The following is a 15,974-nucleotide window of genomic DNA, read 5'->3' as shown; positions in this document are numbered from 1 at the left end:
TCTGAATCTAGCGCGGGATGAGCTACTATTGCAACCTTCTCGAATTCCCCGGATGGTGTTGCATGTCGTCGAAAGAGCCTGATGTCTGGTTCCGTTTTGTCAGGGCCCACAGGACGGTCATCCGTGAAATCGAGCGGCGTCTGGCCGCTGCCGGGTTGCCGCTCTACGCCTGGTATGACGCATTGTGGGGGCTGGAAAGCGGTCCTGAAGGTACTCGGCGCATGCATGAGTTGGCCGATGTGTTGGCCATCGAGCGCTACAACCTGACACGGCTGGTGGACCGCCTGGAAAAGGACGGCCTGGTGGTGCGTTCGCGCTGTGACGGTGATGGTCGCGCTGCGTTTGTCTCGATCACCGATGCCGGTCGGGTGTTGCGCAAAAAAATGTGGAAGATCTACGAAAGTACGGTGGACGAGTTGTTTTTGTCGCAGCTTGACGCCGACCAGCGCCAGGGGTTTGCCGATGCGCTTGAGCGTACGGCGGGCCTGGCGATGGGCGCGAGTGTGCAGTCCCGCGGGCGGCGCAAAGCTGAACTGTAGATATCGGCTTGCCTCGTACCTGGGTGGCGGTTACAAGAATTTGTGATACCGGTGCAGTGCTGCCTCTACCTGTTTTGCATCGATATACCCCTCCTCCGCCAATGCCCTCAACGCCAACACGGCGATCCAGTGGCGGTTGGGTGCCGAGGTTTGCACTGAGCCCGCACCCAATCCCACAAACCTTGCATCCACGTACGCTGACAACTGATCGACAATTGGCTGCGGATAACCGGTCACTGCAATCACTGGCGCTTTGTCGCTGCTCAGGCAATCACGTAAGTGGCAGCTGCGTTTGGGCGCCAAGGGATGCAGGCGATTCCAGCGCTCAGCCGCACCGGCTTCCCGGGCCAGCCGTGTGTAGCTGGGGCAACTCCAAAGTTGCGCTTCGACGTTCCAGTCCATTTTCAGCAATTGAGCGGCGCGCAGGACCTCCTTGAAGGCTCGCCCTGCGCCCAGTAATCGTACTTTCAGATCCCCCACGTATTCACGCCTGATCTGATACATCCCCTTGAGTGCATTGTCATGATCCTGCGGGTTCAGCCCAGGTCCGTCGTTCTGATCATGCAGTGCCAGGTAATAAAACCCCGGCTTGCCATCGACATACAGCGTCTGCAAACCTGCCAGGATAATCGCCTGGGTTTCTTCGCCCGAGGCTGGATCATAAGGCGTGCAATGTGGATTGCTCGCGAGCCACAACGGTAGCGAAGGGGAGGATTGGGTTTTGCTGTCATTGCACAGGATGCCCCGCTGAACGGTCTCTCTCGACAGCGCGCACACCTGTGCGGATGTTGCTGCACTGTGCAGGTACAACATCGGTTTTTCCCCGGTATTGCGGGCAAACCAACTGGGCCAGGTGCCTGCGCGGCGTGAGCGTGATTGGCCACGAATGACCCACGCTTGCCGGCTCGACTCCAGGGTATCGGCTATCGCCATGACGGCATACAGCGGCGAGCTGGGAAGCTTCCCCTCGGCGCTTAGAGCGTCGATACAGAGCAGGGCGGATTGCACGGTATTGGCAGTCATGAGTCGGGTCGCCTGGCAACGGATACCTATACCCTAATGGAGTTTTGTATTTGATTGCAATTGCAATGATTGCAGTTGCATTAAAAGTTATCCGCTAATTTCCCGGAATGCTGCTACGTTTAGTCATGAAGTGCAGGAACGTCATGTCTCGGACATTTTTTCGTCATGACGGCACTTTAGGCTGGTTGTGCAGGTCACTACACAACGCCTTTTCGATTAAACAAGGAGTCAACAATGGACGATTACCAGGAAGAACTGCTGGAGTACCAGGCCTTTGAATGGGACCCGTTGGATCCGGCCGATGATGCGACAGAGCTGTAAACAGCCCTCAGGCGGAATGCCGCTGACTGCGGCGAAATTCCCCTGGGGTCTGGCTGTTCCACCGCTTGAAGGCCCGTTGAAAGGCCTCTGCTGAAGCAAAACCCAGCAAATAGGCAATTTCACCAAACGCCAGTTCGGTGTCGCGAATGTAGGTCATGGCCAGGTCCCGGCGGGTATCGTTGAGAATCGCGCGAAACTGAGTGCCTTCTTCAGCCAGTTTGCGACGCAAGGTCCAGGTCGGCAGCTTCAAGCGTGCCGCCACTTCTTCCAGGTCGGGTTCCCGGCCACCATTGAGCATCGGCCCGAGCAAACGGGTAATGCGCTCGCGCAGGCTGCGGGTGCGGGTTAACTGCTCCAATTCCCTTTCACACAGCTGCAACAGCAACTGCCAGGTACTGGGGCAATGCTCGGGATTGCGCATGGCCAGGGTTTTCTGGCTGAGGCGCAACTGATTGGCCTCGGCGCCAAACTGGATCGGGCAATCTCCCAGCAGGTTGTAGCGTTCGCTGTAATCCGGTGCGGTGAACTCAATCTCGATACGTTCAGCCTGAACCGGTTGCAGGCTCAGGCTCGACAATTGGTGCAGCCAGCCGGCGATGATCGAATCCACCACGAAGCGGTTGTAGGCGTTGTAGGGGCTGATGGAGTAGAAGCGCAGCCATGCGCCGTCGACGTCTTCATGAAAGCTGGATTGGCCGCGATAGTTTGAGCCGTACAACGCTTCGAAGCGCGTCAGCGTGCGTGCAGCTTCGCGCACCGTGGGCGCCTGAGCCGCGGTCACACCGGCCAGGCCCGCCTGGCTCAAACGGCTGAGCTGGCCCATGCGCAGGCCCAGGCTCGGGTCGCCGGTCAGTTGGATGGCGGCGTGGCCCAGGCGCATATAGCGCGGAATTGACAAGCGAGCGCCTGCCTCGCCAAGTCGCGCCGGGTCCAGGCCGTATTGCAGCAGCAGTGGCTGCGGGTCCAGGCCATGGCTGAGGATGGCGTCGGCCAAGGTGTGGACGAAGCCCACCGACAGATCACCGAGACGCATCGGCGCGGGCTTCATGGTCTACAACCAGACATTCAGCATGCGCGCGCCATGGGCATTGTCGTCGGCGAACACTTTGCCGGTGCTGCTCAGAAAGCTCTGGCCGCTGCTGCCTTGGTCGAAGAACTGGCCGCGCAGGAACACGCTCATGCCGGTAGTGGCCTGGCTGATGGGTTGCTGGCTGATCAGGGTCAGGCGATGCCAGGCTTCGCCCTCGCTGAGCTCTTCGGGCTTGAGGCTGATTTCCGGTGGGGTCGAGACGCTTTTGAAACCGCGCCACGGCTTGTCCCACGTGTCACGGCCAATGACGAACGCTGGCACTACCACCAACTGCGCGCCTTGTTCATTGAGCTTGCGGTAATTGTCCGGGTACCAGCTGTCGCTGCCGATCAGGATGCCCAGGCGCCCGGCCGGGGTATCGATCACGTTGATGGTGTTTTCGTCGCCCGGCTCGATAAAGCCTCGTTCATCGAAGATCGGATAGAGCTGACGCTGGGGCTGGCCCAACGGTAACCCATCGCGGCCGAACACCAGGCTGGTGTTGTACAGCGGGCCGTGGCCGACCTGCAATTGGCCCTGGCTGACGCTGGGGTTGGGCAGGGCAATGGAACCGGCCACCAGGGTGATGCCGAACTCCTTGGCCAGACCACCGAACAGAATCTGATAGTCCCGGGCCATGGCCGGCGCCTTCATGCGCAGGTAGGCGTCATCGATGCGGTTGTCGCCCTGGGCGCTGATCAGTGCCCGCAGGAACAGCAACGGGTTACTGGCCGACAACCAGTTCATCGCTTCTTTCAGGCTGGTGGCCTGGTACAGCTCGTTCTTTTCACCGCTGACCATCAGCCAGGTCCCGACATGCTCCGGCAGCACCACGATGGTCTTGTCGTTGAGCAAGCCCTGCTCCCGGGCCTTTTGCAGGTAGGCCGCGAGTTTCAGGTGCAGGCGTTCCAGGCTCTGATAGTCGGCGGGAAACAGTTCCGGCTGGATGCCCAGCAGGTTGCCGCGATCGGAGGGCGTGCCTTCGTCGAGCGCGAGGTTGATCCGCAGGTCTGACAGGTAATGCCCCACGGGGCGTTCCTGGGTCCAGACCAGATAAGCGGAAAGGGCGGCGACCAAGGCCATGGTGAGGGTGAAAGCAAGAAGTTTACGCATGAGAAAAAGACAACGGACCGGGTGCAGGGTTCGCCACCTAGGGTAGGGCTCATGAACCCGCTTGCCAAGGGGCGCTGCACATTTGGATCAATAACTTGTCAGTTTCAGTCATTGAGCGACAACGCACGGGCTCTTAGTCTGTGGGCATAAACCGATGGGAGGCCGTTCGAGCCTTCCACGTCCCGTGATGATCCGTTGTGGAGCTGTACCATGACCGCTGCTGCCTACCCGCACCTGCTGGCCCCGTTGGACCTGGGGTTTACCACCCTGCGTAACCGCACCCTGATGGGCTCGATGCACACCGGTCTGGAAGAAAAACCCGGCGGTTTCGAACGCATGGCGGCCTACTTTGCCGAACGCGCCCGAGGCGGCGTGGGCCTGATGGTCACCGGCGGCATTGGCCCGAACGATGAAGGTGGCGTGTACGCCGGCGCGGCCAAGCTGACCACCGAAGAAGAAGCGCACAAACACAAGATCGTGACCCAGGCCGTGCACGAGGCGGGCGGCAAGATCTGCATGCAGATTCTCCACGCCGGCCGTTATGCCTACAGCCCTAAGCAGGTGGCGCCGAGCGCGATCCAGGCGCCGATCAACCCGTTCAAGCCCAAGGAGCTGGACGAAGAGGGCATCGAAAAACAGATCAGCGATTTCGTCACCTGTTCGGTGCTGGCCCAGGTGGCCGAGTACGACGGCGTGGAAATCATGGGGTCCGAAGGTTACTTCATCAACCAGTTCCTGGCCTCCCACACCAACCATCGCACCGACCGCTGGGGTGGCAGTTACGAAAACCGCATGCGCCTGCCGGTGGAAATCGTCCGTCGGGTGCGTGAGGCCGTAGGCCCGAATTTCATCATTATCTTCCGCCTGTCGATGCTCGACCTGGTGCAAGGTGGCAGCACCTGGGAAGAGATCGTGCTGTTGGCCAAGGCTATCGAGCAGGCTGGCGCGACCATTATCAACACCGGCATCGGCTGGCACGAAGCGCGGATCCCGACCATCGCCACCAAGGTGCCCCGTGCTGCGTTCAGTAAGGTGACGGCCAAGTTGCGCGGTTCGGTGAGCATTCCGCTGATCACCACCAACCGTATCAACACCCCGGAAATTGCCGAGCAGATCCTGGCCGAAGGCGATGCCGACATGGTGTCCATGGCCCGGCCGTTCCTGGCGGACCCGGACTTCGTCAACAAGGCCGCTGAAGGTCGCGCCGACGAAATCAACACGTGCATCGGCTGTAACCAGGCCTGCCTGGACCACACCTTTGGCGGCAAGTTGACCACCTGCCTGGTTAACCCACGGGCCTGCCACGAGACTGAACTCAACTACTTACCCGTCAAGCAGATCAAGAAGATCGCCGTGGTCGGTGCCGGCCCTGCGGGGCTGGCTGCCGCGACGGTGGCGGCCGAGCGCGGCCATCAGGTGACCCTGTTCGATTCGGCCAGCGAGATCGGCGGCCAGTTCAACATCGCCAAACGTGTGCCGGGCAAGGAAGAGTTTTTCGAAACCCTGCGCTACTTCAAGCGCAAGCTGCAGACCACCCATGTCGAGCTGTGCCTCGATACGCGGGTCGATGTGGAGCAATTGGTGGCCGGCGGTTATGACGAGATCATCCTCGCCACCGGTATTGCCCCGCGCACTCCGGCTATCCCGGGCGTCGAGAACGCCAAGGTGCTGAGCTATCTGGACGTGATCCTGGAGCGCAAGCCGGTGGGTAAAAACGTCGCAGTGATCGGTGCCGGTGGCATTGGCTTTGATGTCTCGGAGTTCCTGGTGCATCAAGGCGTGTCCACCAGCCTGGATCGCGAAGCGTTCTGGAAAGAATGGGGCATCGACATTCATCTGGAGGCCCGCGGCGGCGTGGCCGGGATCAAGGCTGAGCCTCATGCTCCGGCGCGTCAGGTGTTCCTGTTGCAGCGCAAGACGTCCAAGGTCGGCGATGGCTTGGGCAAGACCACGGGCTGGATTCACCGTACCGGTTTGAAGAACAAGCACGTGCAGATGCTCAACAGCGTCGAGTACCTGAAGATCGACGACGAAGGCCTGCACATCCGCATCGGTGCCGAGGGCGAGCCGCAGGTATTGGCGGTGGACAATATCGTCATCTGCGCCGGCCAGGACCCGCTGCGGGAGTTGCAGGATGGCCTGGTAGCCGCGGGGCAGAATGTGCACTTGATCGGCGGCGCCGATGTGGCGGCTGAACTGGATGCCAAGCGCGCCATCAACCAGGGCTCGCGTCTGGCTGCCGAGTTGTAAATGGCTTGAAGGGGCGGTGTTAGACTACCGCCCCTTTTTTCATGCAGATCCGCCGTCATGGGTCCCTTCGACTGGCTTCCTCACGCACCCCTTGAACCGCTGAACCTGGACTGGCTAGCCCTGGCTCACGTTGAGGTCGCGGTGCTGCGTCTGGATCGTATCGACCCGCTGATCACCGGCAACAAGTGGTTCAAACTGACCGAACATCTGGTGCAAGCCCGGGAAGCCGGTGCCACCGGGATCATTAGCCTGGGCGGGGCTTACTCCAATCATTTGCACGCCTTGGCGGCAGCGGGGAAACGTTTCGGTTTCCCCACCGTCGGCCTGCTGCGTGGCCATCGGCAACAAAACCCTACGATCCTTGACCTTGAAGCCTTCGGCATGCAGTTGCATTGGCTGGGTTATGGCGGCTATCGCGCGCGCAATGAGCCCGGTTTCTGGGAACCCTGGCAAACACAGTATCCGCACCTTCACCCGGTGCCCGAAGGTGGCGGTGGTTTGGCGGGTGCGTTGGGATGCCGGCCACTGGTGGATCAGGCGCGGGCGCAGTTAGACGGCTTGGGTTGGCACGACTATGACGGTTGGTGGCTGGCGGCGGGAACGGGTACCACGTTGGCTGGGCTGGTGTTGGCCGAAGCGGGGGCGCATCCGGTATATGGCGCGCTGGCCGTGCCGGATGATCATGGTGTCGGGCAGTCGGTACGTGAAATTGTGCAAGCAGGGTACGAACTGATCGATGCCAGCCGGGGCGGATTTGCCAAGGTCGACCCACTGCTGCTGGCATTTATCGACGCCACCGAGCAGGCTTGCGGCGTGCCCCTGGAGCCGCTTTATACCGGCAAGGCATTGCTGGCCTTGAAGGGGCAGATCGAGGCAGGACGTTTCGCGCCCGGCACCCGCCTGATCTTCATCCATACCGGCGGCTTGCAGGGCCGCCGGGGTTTTGCCCGGGCCTAGCGCTTGGGCATCATTCGCAGCACGGTGTTATCCCTCACGAAGTAATGGTGATACAGCCCCGCCAAGGCGTGCAGCCCGATCAGCCAATAACCGACAGTGCCCCCCAGCTCATGCCAACCTTTGATCTGTTTGGCCAGGTCCTTGTTTTCGCCAATCAATGGCGGCAACTCAAGCCCGTAGAACATCACCGAGTGGCCCTGGGCGCTGACGATCAACCAGCCGAAGATCGGCATGCCGATCATGAACACATACAACGCCACATGCATCAGTGTGGCGAGGGTTGCCTGCCATTGTGGCGGCGCCGGGACGATCTTCGGTGCCACCCCCAGGCTGCGCGCAAACAGGCGCAGCCAGACCAGCACAAACACGGTCAGGCCGAACATGTAGTGCATTTCCACGATCAGCGTTCTTGCGCCACTGCCTTTGGGAAACTGTCCGCGTAACTCTATGCAGGCGTAAACCACCGCCAGCAACACCACCATCAGCCAGTGCAGGGCAATCGACAGGGTGCTGTAGCGTGTATCGGAATTTTTCCACGGCATCGCTTTCTTCCTCACTCATCGGGCAAACCTCCGTTCTTTGGCGACGGAGTCCTTTTAATGTAAGCCTGTTTTCAGCGGTTTGCCCGTGACAGGTGCGTGAGGTCGCGATGTTTTGATCTCGATCAGTTGCCCTGAGGCATTTCGCCGCGCGCCAGACGCTGATTAATGTCGATGATGACGGCAGGCAGGTCTGTGATAGTGTCGATCAAGTAATGAGGGCGGGAACCTTCGAACAGAGCCTGGATGCGCTTGCGTTCGCTGGCCAGTGTGTCGCCGTCCAGCGCACGGAACTGTTCATAGGTCAGGCCCAGGGCGTTACCCGAGCAGGTCAGCGCCACTGTCCACATCCCGGCGCGACGGCCTTCGAGTATACCTGGCACGGTGTCGTCGATCTTCACGCAGGCCGCCACATCATCAATCCCCAGGGCGATCACGTTGGCCAGGGCCTGGGCTGGCCATGGACGGCCATTGGGCACTTCGTCGGTGGCGACCACGTGGTCGGCGATGTAGCCGTTGATGGCGGCCAGTTCCACAACCTTGTCCATGACTTGCTTGGGGTAGCCGGAGCAGGAGCCGATCTTGATTCCTTGCTGGCGCAGATTGGCGATGGTGTCCAGAGCACCGGGGATCAACGCCGAGTGCTCGGCGATTTTTTCGATCTGCAGCGGCATGAAGCGTTGGTAGATGGCGGTGACATCGTCGTCGGTGGGCGTGCGGCCAAAGGCCTTGCGGTAGCGTTCGGCAACCTGCGGCTGGTCGCACAAGGTGCGGATGTGGTCCCACTTGCCCATGCCCATCGGGCCACGGGCTTCTTCGATGGAGACCTGCACGTCGAACTCGGCGAAGGCTTCGACAAAAATCTGGGTGGGTGCGAAGGAGCCGAAGTCGACCACGGTGCCGGCCCAGTCGAGGATGGCGGCTTGCAGCTTGATTGGGTTCTGGTAGTTCATGGCTCAAGTCCTGTGGTTCAAAGAGGGTTTTAAAGGGCGTGTGGGCTAATGCCGAACACCGAACTTGTGGCGAGGGGGCTTGCCCCCGTTGGGCTGCGAAGCAGCCCTGAAGCCTGTTATCTCGGGCTATCTGAAAAAATGCAGCGATCTTATTGGGGCTGCTGCGCAGCCCAACGGGGGCAAGCCCCCTCGCCACAGAGCATTTGCTGCTTATTTGATCTCATCACTGGCTGGCATTAGGCGTGTGAGCGGTCAGATTTCGAGCACTTGCATCTCTTGCAGCACCTCGGCGACTGCTGCGACGGCCGCTTGCATTTCGGTCTGGTTGACGTAGCCGATGCAGCCGACACGAAAGGTCTCGACCTGAGTCAATTTGCCCGGATAGAGGATGAAACCCTTGGCCTTGACCCGCTCGTAGAACTCCTTGAACTGGTAGCGCGGGTCTTTTGGCGCGTGAAAGGTGACGATGATCGGCGCCTGGATCGCGGCCGGCAGGAAGCTGCGCAGGCCCAGTTCGGCCATGCCGTCCAGCAGTGCCTGGCAGTTATTGGCATAGCGCTGATGCCGGGCGGGCAGGCCGCCTTCTTCGTTGTATTGCAGCAACGCTTCATGCAACGCGGCGACCACGTGGGTTGGCGGGGTGAAACGCCATTGGCCGGTCTTGGCCATATACGCGTGCTGGTCGAACAGGTCCATTGCCAGGGAGTGGCAGTTGCCCTGAGCCACAGCCAGCGCCTGTTTTTCGGCAAAGACGAAACCCATGCCGGGTACGCCTTCCAGGCACTTGCCCGAGGCGGCGATGAGCGCATCGAAGGGCACTTCGCGGGCATCAATCGGCAGCGCGCCGAAAGAGCTCATGGCGTCGATGATCAGGCGCTTGCCGTGGCGGGCGATGACTTGGGCGATCTCCGGCAGAGGGTTGAGAATCCCGGTGCTGGTTTCGCAATGGATCAGCGCGACGTGGGTGATGCCGGTGTCGGCCTGCAACAGGCGATCCACGTCAGCGGCGGTGGTGGGTTCGTCTTCGGCGGTTTCAAAGGTGCTGAACGGGCGGCCCAGCACTTCGCAAATCTTCGCCAGGCGTTTGCCATAAGCGCCGTTGATCAGCACCAGCACCTTGCCGTCTCGCGGCACCAGTGTGCCGATGGCGGCTTCCACGGCGAAGGTGCCGCTGCCTTGCAAAGGCACGCAATGGTGGCTGTCGGCGCCGTTGACGATCGCCAGCAGTTGTTCGCAGAGGCTAGCGGTCAGTTGATTGAAGCGGTCATCCCATGAACCCCAGTCGACCATCATCGCCTGACGGGTGCGGGCTGAGGTGGTCAAAGGTCCCGGGGTGAGCAGAATCGGCGCGGCAGTACTCATTCTTATGTCCTCGCACAGCGTGGGAATGAAGCGATGTGGGGTGAAGCTACGGGGCATAAATTGCAGTTTGGCTTGTCATCAATCAAATTGTTTGTTGTTATGCCAGCCATCAGTGAGGCCGATAGCTATGAACCTGTTTCAACTCCGTGCATTTGACGCCGTGGCCCGTGAGGGCAGCTTCACCCGCGCCGCTGCGCGGCTGTTCATCAGCCAACCGGCAGTTACCGGGCATATCAAGGCGCTGGAAGAGCACTACCAGATCCCCCTGTTGCGCCGCACCGCCCGACGGGTAGAGTTGACCGAGGAGGGCACCCGGCTGGCGGCGATCACACGGGCTATCTTCGGCTTGGTGGAAGAAGCGCAGACAATGCTGGAGGCCAATCGGCAATTGCTCACCGGGCGCCTGGAAGTGGCGGCAGACGGGCCGCACCTGGTCATGCCGATGTTGGCCAGCCTACGCGCCCGTTATCCGGGAATTACCGTTAACTTGCGCCTGGGCAACGCCCAGGAAACCCTGGCTGCGCTGTTGTCTGAACATGCGGATGTGGCGGTGCTGACGGAGGTTGAGCCGCGCAAGGGCCTGCACCTGCAACCCTTGATCGAGTCACGGATCTGCGCGCTGGTGCCGGCCGGCCATCCCTGGTTGTCGGAGCCTGCGGGGATTGGCCTGGAGCAACTGGATCAGGTGATCATGGTGCTGCGCGAGCCGAGCTCCATCACTCGACGTACTTTTGACGAAGCCTGCGCGCAGGCCGGGGTGCAGCCTAAGGTACTGCTGGAACTGGACAGTCGTGAGGCGGTGACCGAAGCCGTCGCCGCAGAACTGGGTGTGGGCGTGGTGTCGTCGATGGAAGTCAGCCGCGACCCGCGGGTGCATGCGATTCCGATCCGTGGCGATGGGTTGGTGAACCGGCATGTGGTGGGTTGCATGGAGCGGCGTCGGGAATTGCGCTTGATTCAGGCGTTTTTCGAGTTGGCGCCGGGGGGAGGTGTTGGCTGACGACCGAGTTGACCCCTTCGCGAGCAAGCCCGCTCCCACATTTGATCGAGTTCCTTCAGGATGAATACGGTCAAGTGTGGGAGCGGGCTTGCTCGCGAAGGGGCCCTCAGCTTCAGCGAAGGCTTTCCCGCACGATATCGAGAAACGTCGCCACTACCCGCCGCGAACTCTGCTCCTTCAGGCACACCAGCGTTTCCTTCATCCGCTGGGTACAGTCGCGAATCGGCATGGCATACACCCGCGAGTCCGCACCAAATTCTGCCGCTGACACCACGCCCACACCAATCCCCACCACCACTGCCTCCCGCGCCGCTTCCCGGCCCTCTACCTGAATCGCCGGACGAATGCGCAGCCCGGCCTGACGCATTTCCTGTTCCAGGGTCTGACGGGTCACTGAGCCGATTTCCCGCAAGACCAACGGCGTGTCGTCCAGGTCCGCCAGACAGATCGACTCGCGCCCGGCCCACGGGTGGTTGCGGGCAACAAATGCCATCAGTTGATCGTCGGGCAGCGGCAGTGACAGCAGCCGCTCATCGTTGACGTCACGCCCCAACAACGCCAGATCGGCTTGATAGTTGTACAGGCGAAACAGCGATTCATCGGTGTTGCCGGTTTCGATCTTGACGCTGATGCCTGGGTATCGCTGGCAGAAGAGCGCGATTTGCGGCAATACATGTACGGGAGCGTCCACTGCCAGGGTTAGGGTGCCGGTTTGCAGGGCGCGGGAGTCTTGCAACAGCTCTTCGGCTTCGGCCGCGATGACAAACAGGCGCTGGGTGATGCTCAGCAGCCGCTCTCCCAGGTCGGTCAGTCTGACGGAACGTTTGTTGCGGTGAAACAGCAACACGCCAAAGCGTTCTTCCAGTTTGCGCACCTGGTCGGAAATCGCCGGCTGCGTCAGAAACAGACGCTCGGCGGCCTGGGTGAAACTGCCGTGGACGGCGACGGCATGGAAGGCTTTGAGTTGGGCGTGGGACACCGACATCACGAATCCTCTAACAAGCTCAGCTTATATTTGAAATACGATAAATCGATTTTACCTATTAGTCAGCCATTGCTTTGATAGCCCTCAACCGCCGCAGGTTGAGTCCTACAACTTCGGCGGCCATGGGTCTTTTGCGTGCTTACCCGCGGGACTCATCTGACCAGTACCGCCCCGGTCAGGGGGCCGGTACTGCAGTGCTCAACAATAAAAATACAGGCGTTTGCTTCCCATTCTGCCGGCACACTCACACCCGAGGTCAGAACCACCATGAATACTCCTATGAGTAGCATCAAGCGTTGGCGCGTGCAGATTTTCGCTATCACCTGGCTGGCGTACGCCGCCTTCTATTTCACCCGCAAAGCGTTTTCCGTGGCCAAGTTGGGGATCGTCGACGATCCGAGCTTCCCGCTGGACAAGATGATGATGGCCAACCTGGATGGCATCTACTTGGCCGCGTATGCCGTTGGCCAATTCACCTGGGGTATGTTGGCCGACCGCTTCGGGCCGCGGGTGGTGGTGCTGGGCGGGTTGTTGATTTCAGCGGCGGCGGCCCTGGTGATGGGCACCTTTGCCACGTTGCCGATCTTTGTGACGTGCATGTTGATTCAGGGGCTGGCGCAATCCACAGGCTGGTCAGGGCTGTGCAAGAACCTCGGCAGTTTTTTCCCGGCCCAGCAGCGTGGACGAGTGCTGGGGTTGTGGAGTTCCTGTTATGCGTTCGGCGGTCTGGTGGCGTCGCCGTTTGCCGGGTGGTGGGCTTATACGCTGATCGGGAGCTGGCATGCGGCGTTTATCTCCAGTGCGGCTGTTGTTGCCGTCGTCGCGGTGCTGTTCTTCATTTTTCAGCGCAATACGCCACAGGATGTGGGGCTGCCGGCCGTAGAAGTCGAGCCGGAACTGACCGCTGAGGAAGCAGCCGCCGCCAAGAAGATCAGCGTGATGGAGCCTCTGCGCGCCATCTTGCGCAACCGCACAGTGCTGACCCTGGGGCTGGCGTACTTCCTATTGAAGCCGGCGCGCTACGCGATCCTGTTGTGGGGGCCGGTGATTGTCTTCGAGCAGATGCCGTCGGTGGGCAAGGTCGGTGCAGCCATTGTGCCGACGACGTTCGAGTTGGCGGGGTTGTTGGGGCCGATCATGATTGGCGTGGCCTCCGACAAGCTGTTTGGCGCCCGCCGCATGCCCGCGTGCGTCCTTAGCCTGCTGGCGTTGACCGTAGCCCTGGCGCTGTTCATGGGCGCCTTGCACACCGGCAGTGTGGTGATGGTGATGGCGTTGCTGTTTGTCATGGGCCTGACCCTGTATGGGCCGGATTCGATGATCAGCAGCACTGCGGCCATCGACTTCGGCACCGCCAAGGCGGGTGCGACGGCCGCGGGCTTTGTCAACGGTTGCGGCTCGGTGGGGGCGGTACTGGGTGGCTTGCTGCCGGGGTATTTCGACACGGTGACGGTGTTTATCGTGTTCGCCGGTGCCGCGTTGTTTTCCTCTTTGGTGTTGATGCCTTACTGGAACGCCAGGCCTGCGGTGTTGGCGCAGGTGGGGGATTTTGTGCCGCAGCGCGAGGCGACGATCAAACCCTTGCGCATCTGAGGCGGTGACAGGGCTGGCCGGTTTTTTGGTGGATTAGAGACTTTTTGCCCTATAAACTCTGCCCCAAAGCGCCGGCCAGTAGACGTCTCGGCGCCATGGATAGAAGAGAGTGAGTCATGGGCGCACAGTGGAAAGTCAAACATAAAGAAGCGGCATCCAATGCCAAGGGCAAGATTTTCGGCAAGCTGGTGAAAGAGATCACCATTGCTGCCCGCAACGGCGCCGACACTGCGACCAACGCACACTTGCGTCTGGTGGTAGAGCAGGCCAAAAAGGCCTCGATGCCCAAGGAAACCCTGGAGCGAGCCATCAAGAAAGGCGCGGGCCTGCTGGGCGAGACCGTGCAATACCATCGCGTGACCTATGAAGGTTTTGCCCCGCATCAGGTGCCACTGATCGTCGAGTGTGTGACCGACAACATCAACCGTACCGTGGCGGAAATCCGCGTGGCGTTCCGCAAGGGGCAACTGGGTGCTTCCGGTTCCGTGACCTGGGACTTCAACCATGTGGGCTTGATTGAAGCCTCGCCAGACAGCCCGGATGCCGATCCGGAAATGGCGGCTATTGAAGCCGGCGCCCAGGATTTCGAGGAAGGTGAAGAAGAGGGCACAACCCTGTTCATTACCGAGACGACTGATCTTGATGCCGTGCAGAAGGCCTTGCCGGAGCAGGGTTTTACCGTGCTGTCCGCCAAATTGGGCTACATCGCCAAGAACCCGGTCTCGGGCTTGAGCGATGAACAAATGGCCGAAGTCGAAGCCTTCCTTGAAGGCCTGGACAACCATGACGATGTGCAGGATATGTTCGTCGGCCTGGCGGGTTAACTGCTTTGTGACGTGAACCTGGACTAAATGTGGGAGCGGGCTTGCTCGCGAATGCGTAGTGTCAGCCAATACATTTGTGGCTGACCCACCGCATTCGCGAGCAAGCCCGCTCCCACATGGGTTCAGTGGTGTTCTAAAGACCGTTTTACTTCCTCAAACCCCGGCCGCGCCAGCACATTCGGCTGGCAGCAACGTTCGCGCAATGCTTCCAGTTGCTGGCGGTTGTCCTCACTCAACCCCCCGTTAATCCGCTCCAGCAACTCTCCCAGTAACACTCCGAACGCGCGCACTTCAATACGCTGCAAGGCTCTGGATTCCAGGTTGTCAGCCGTGGCATGGAACGATGCCGCACCAAAATCCCCCAGCAGACAATCACCGGCCTCGTTCCACAAAATATTGTGGCCGTACAAATCGCCGTGGGTGATGCCGTGCTGGTGCAAATGGGCGGCGACCGAGGCAATTCCACGGGCAATGCGCAGTGCCACATCGGCGCTGAAGCGGGTGCCTGGTTCGTAGATATCACGGGTACACGAGGCCAGGCTCGGCAAGGCTGCCAGGTTGCGGTAGCTCGGATCGATCAACTGCATCACCAAGGCTGCCTGGTTCTCGGGATGGTCGACAACCCGTCCTTCAACCTTGATCAGGTTGGCATGTTGGCCGGCAGCGATGCAGGCCTGCATTTCGTGCAGCGGTGAGCCGTCGCTGGTGATGCTGCCTTTGTACAACTTGACCGCGACTGCCTGAGCCGGGCCGCTTGGCGGCGTCCAGGAAGCCTGGCGAATGATCCCGGAAGCACCTTCGCCCAGCACCTGATCCAGGGCCAATTGCGACCAGGGAATGTTCGGCGTCGAATCATTGCCGGCGAGCTCCACAGCCATCTCCACCGGATTGCCGGCGTAGGCCAGCCAGGTCAGGCTGGGCAGGGCCAGCAACCATTCCGGCAGGTGGGTCAGGCGATTGGAGGCAATGCGGATCAGCTCCAGGTTTTTGCAGTTGGCCAGGCTTTCGGGCAGTTGCTCAAGGTGGTTACCCGCCAGCATCAGCTTTTGCAGCAGCGCACGTTCACCCAGCGCCGTTGGCAAGTGGCTGATCTGGTTGTCGGTCAGGATAAGCCAGCGCAACAGTGGCGGCAGTGACGCGGCGCTGACTGTGTGGATACGGTTGGCCTTGAACGCAACCATGCTCAACTGCTGGCATTGCCCCAGGCATTCCGGGACTTCAGTAAAGGCATTGTCCGAGCAGAACAGTATGCGCAGGTGGCGCAGGCGATGCAGGTCATCCGGCAGGCTGCTCAAGGCATTGCCGCTCAGGTTGAGGATCTCCAGGGAGTCCGCCAGGTCGAAAATTTCCCGTGGGAATTCGGTCAGCCCGCAAGACAGATCCAGACGGGTAGCGCCAGCCAACTGGCCAGCTTTGAGTTGGGCAAGGGTATCCATGAGCAGCGCG

At 60.6% G+C, this 15,974-nt stretch carries 14 protein-coding genes; 6 read left to right on the top strand and 8 right to left on the bottom strand.

Annotated features, from left to right (window positions below; genetic code table 11):
• Nucleotides 1-62: 62 nt before the first annotated feature.
• Nucleotides 63-539 (top strand): MarR family winged helix-turn-helix transcriptional regulator, encoded by a 477-nt coding sequence (locus tag J7E41_RS21365; RefSeq protein ID WP_214995992.1) that lies wholly within the window; start codon nucleotides 63-65, stop codon nucleotides 537-539.
• A 30-nt stretch (nucleotides 540-569) separates the two neighbouring features.
• Here J7E41_RS21365 and J7E41_RS21360 read toward each other — a convergent pair whose 3' ends face one another.
• The 3 genes from J7E41_RS21360 to J7E41_RS21350 form a co-directional block, all read right to left on the bottom strand.
• Nucleotides 570-1,562, bottom strand: a complete 993-nt coding sequence (locus tag J7E41_RS21360) for a transketolase-like TK C-terminal-containing protein (protein WP_214995990.1) — start codon at nucleotides 1,560-1,562, stop codon at nucleotides 570-572.
• Between the two features lie 328 nt (nucleotides 1,563-1,890).
• Nucleotides 1,891-2,931: an AraC family transcriptional regulator gene (locus J7E41_RS21355; RefSeq protein ID WP_214995988.1), complete on the bottom strand. Its 1,041-nt coding sequence runs from the start codon at nucleotides 2,929-2,931 to the stop codon at nucleotides 1,891-1,893.
• A gap of 3 nt (nucleotides 2,932-2,934) precedes the next feature.
• Nucleotides 2,935-4,065, bottom strand: coding sequence for a carbon-nitrogen hydrolase family protein (locus tag J7E41_RS21350; RefSeq protein ID WP_214995986.1), 1,131 nt, complete (start codon nucleotides 4,063-4,065; stop codon nucleotides 2,935-2,937).
• Between the two features lie 210 nt (nucleotides 4,066-4,275).
• On the opposite strand from J7E41_RS21350, the gene J7E41_RS21345 reads away from it, so the two are divergent.
• Together J7E41_RS21345 and J7E41_RS21340 are read left to right on the top strand one after the other, a co-directional pair.
• Nucleotides 4,276-6,315: an NADPH-dependent 2,4-dienoyl-CoA reductase gene (locus J7E41_RS21345; protein WP_214995985.1), complete on the top strand. Its 2,040-nt coding sequence runs from the start codon at nucleotides 4,276-4,278 to the stop codon at nucleotides 6,313-6,315.
• A 57-nt stretch (nucleotides 6,316-6,372) separates the two neighbouring features.
• Nucleotides 6,373-7,272: a 1-aminocyclopropane-1-carboxylate deaminase/D-cysteine desulfhydrase gene (locus J7E41_RS21340; protein ID WP_214995983.1), complete on the top strand. Its 900-nt coding sequence runs from the start codon at nucleotides 6,373-6,375 to the stop codon at nucleotides 7,270-7,272.
• On the opposite strand, the gene J7E41_RS21335 is transcribed toward J7E41_RS21340, so the two are convergent.
• The 3 genes from J7E41_RS21335 to J7E41_RS21325 all read right to left on the bottom strand — a co-directional run bounded on the left by J7E41_RS21335 (nucleotide 7,269) and on the right by J7E41_RS21325 (nucleotide 10,126).
• Complete coding sequence (locus J7E41_RS21335; protein WP_214995981.1) at nucleotides 7,269-7,814, bottom strand: cytochrome b; 546 nt, start codon at nucleotides 7,812-7,814, stop codon at nucleotides 7,269-7,271. The two genes, J7E41_RS21340 and J7E41_RS21335, sit on opposite strands and share 4 nt — an antisense overlap.
• A 122-nt stretch (nucleotides 7,815-7,936) precedes the next feature.
• Nucleotides 7,937-8,764 (bottom strand): phosphonoacetaldehyde hydrolase, encoded by an 828-nt coding sequence (phnX, locus tag J7E41_RS21330; RefSeq protein WP_214995979.1) that lies wholly within the window; start codon nucleotides 8,762-8,764, stop codon nucleotides 7,937-7,939.
• Between the two features lie 252 nt (nucleotides 8,765-9,016).
• The gene (locus J7E41_RS21325) at nucleotides 9,017-10,126 is read right to left on the bottom strand and encodes a 2-aminoethylphosphonate--pyruvate transaminase (RefSeq protein ID WP_214995977.1); all 1,110 of its coding nucleotides are present in this window, start codon (nucleotides 10,124-10,126) and stop codon (nucleotides 9,017-9,019) included.
• 127 nt (nucleotides 10,127-10,253) lie between these two features.
• On the opposite strand from J7E41_RS21325, the gene J7E41_RS21320 reads away from it, so the two are divergent.
• A complete protein-coding gene (locus J7E41_RS21320; protein WP_214995975.1) occupies nucleotides 10,254-11,126 on the top strand; it encodes a LysR substrate-binding domain-containing protein in 873 nt (290 codons plus the stop codon).
• Nucleotides 11,127-11,238: 112 nt separating this feature from the next.
• Here J7E41_RS21320 and J7E41_RS21315 read toward each other — a convergent pair whose 3' ends face one another.
• A complete protein-coding gene (locus tag J7E41_RS21315) occupies nucleotides 11,239-12,111 on the bottom strand; it encodes a LysR substrate-binding domain-containing protein (protein WP_214995973.1) in 873 nt (290 codons plus the stop codon).
• Nucleotides 12,112-12,378: 267 nt separating this feature from the next.
• Here J7E41_RS21315 and J7E41_RS21310 point away from each other — a divergent pair, with 267 nt between their 5' ends.
• Both J7E41_RS21310 and J7E41_RS21305 read left to right on the top strand, forming a co-directional pair.
• On the top strand, nucleotides 12,379-13,704 hold the full coding sequence (locus J7E41_RS21310) for an MFS transporter (RefSeq protein ID WP_214995971.1): 1,326 nt from the start codon (nucleotides 12,379-12,381) through the stop codon (nucleotides 13,702-13,704).
• Nucleotides 13,705-13,820: 116 nt separating this feature from the next.
• The gene (locus J7E41_RS21305) at nucleotides 13,821-14,528 is read left to right on the top strand and encodes a YebC/PmpR family DNA-binding transcriptional regulator (RefSeq protein WP_214995970.1); all 708 of its coding nucleotides are present in this window, start codon (nucleotides 13,821-13,823) and stop codon (nucleotides 14,526-14,528) included.
• A gap of 122 nt (nucleotides 14,529-14,650) precedes the next feature.
• On the opposite strand, the gene J7E41_RS21300 is transcribed toward J7E41_RS21305, so the two are convergent.
• Nucleotides 14,651-15,964, bottom strand: coding sequence for a leucine-rich repeat-containing protein kinase family protein (locus J7E41_RS21300; protein ID WP_214995968.1), 1,314 nt, complete (start codon nucleotides 15,962-15,964; stop codon nucleotides 14,651-14,653).
• Nucleotides 15,965-15,974 lie beyond the last annotated feature (10 nt).

Origin of the sequence: Pseudomonas fluorescens, from assembly GCF_018614655.1 — a bacterium.
In the GTDB taxonomy this organism is placed as follows: domain Bacteria; phylum Pseudomonadota; class Gammaproteobacteria; order Pseudomonadales; family Pseudomonadaceae; genus Aquipseudomonas; species Aquipseudomonas fluorescens_BX.
Note: the sequence above shows the minus strand (reverse complement) of the source record. Positions and strands in the feature narration are given on the sequence as shown.

What these genes read in the sequence shown, in the direction of transcription:
- J7E41_RS21305 (WP_214995970.1), top strand. Translation starts at nt 13,821, where the DNA reads ATGGGCGCACAGTGGAAAGTCAAACATAAAGAAGCGGCATCCAATGCC.
- J7E41_RS21320 (WP_214995975.1), top strand. Translation starts at nt 10,254, where the DNA reads ATGAACCTGTTTCAACTCCGTGCATTTGACGCCGTGGCCCGTGAGGGC.
- J7E41_RS21360 (WP_214995990.1), bottom strand. Translation starts at nt 1,562, where the DNA reads ATGACTGCCAATACCGTGCAATCCGCCCTGCTCTGTATCGACGCTCTA.
- J7E41_RS21335 (WP_214995981.1), bottom strand. Translation starts at nt 7,814, where the DNA reads ATGCCGTGGAAAAATTCCGATACACGCTACAGCACCCTGTCGATTGCC.
- J7E41_RS21315 (WP_214995973.1), bottom strand. Translation starts at nt 12,111, where the DNA reads ATGTCGGTGTCCCACGCCCAACTCAAAGCCTTCCATGCCGTCGCCGTC.
- J7E41_RS21310 (WP_214995971.1), top strand. Translation starts at nt 12,379, where the DNA reads ATGAATACTCCTATGAGTAGCATCAAGCGTTGGCGCGTGCAGATTTTC.
- J7E41_RS21325 (WP_214995977.1), bottom strand. Translation starts at nt 10,126, where the DNA reads ATGAGTACTGCCGCGCCGATTCTGCTCACCCCGGGACCTTTGACCACC.
- J7E41_RS21355 (WP_214995988.1), bottom strand. Translation starts at nt 2,931, where the DNA reads ATGAAGCCCGCGCCGATGCGTCTCGGTGATCTGTCGGTGGGCTTCGTC.
- J7E41_RS21350 (WP_214995986.1), bottom strand. Translation starts at nt 4,065, where the DNA reads ATGCGTAAACTTCTTGCTTTCACCCTCACCATGGCCTTGGTCGCCGCC.
- J7E41_RS21340 (WP_214995983.1), top strand. Translation starts at nt 6,373, where the DNA reads ATGGGTCCCTTCGACTGGCTTCCTCACGCACCCCTTGAACCGCTGAAC.
- J7E41_RS21300 (WP_214995968.1), bottom strand. Translation starts at nt 15,964, where the DNA reads ATGGATACCCTTGCCCAACTCAAAGCTGGCCAGTTGGCTGGCGCTACC.
- J7E41_RS21345 (WP_214995985.1), top strand. Translation starts at nt 4,276, where the DNA reads ATGACCGCTGCTGCCTACCCGCACCTGCTGGCCCCGTTGGACCTGGGG.
- J7E41_RS21365 (WP_214995992.1), top strand. Translation starts at nt 63, where the DNA reads ATGTCGTCGAAAGAGCCTGATGTCTGGTTCCGTTTTGTCAGGGCCCAC.
- phnX (WP_214995979.1), bottom strand. Translation starts at nt 8,764, where the DNA reads ATGAACTACCAGAACCCAATCAAGCTGCAAGCCGCCATCCTCGACTGG.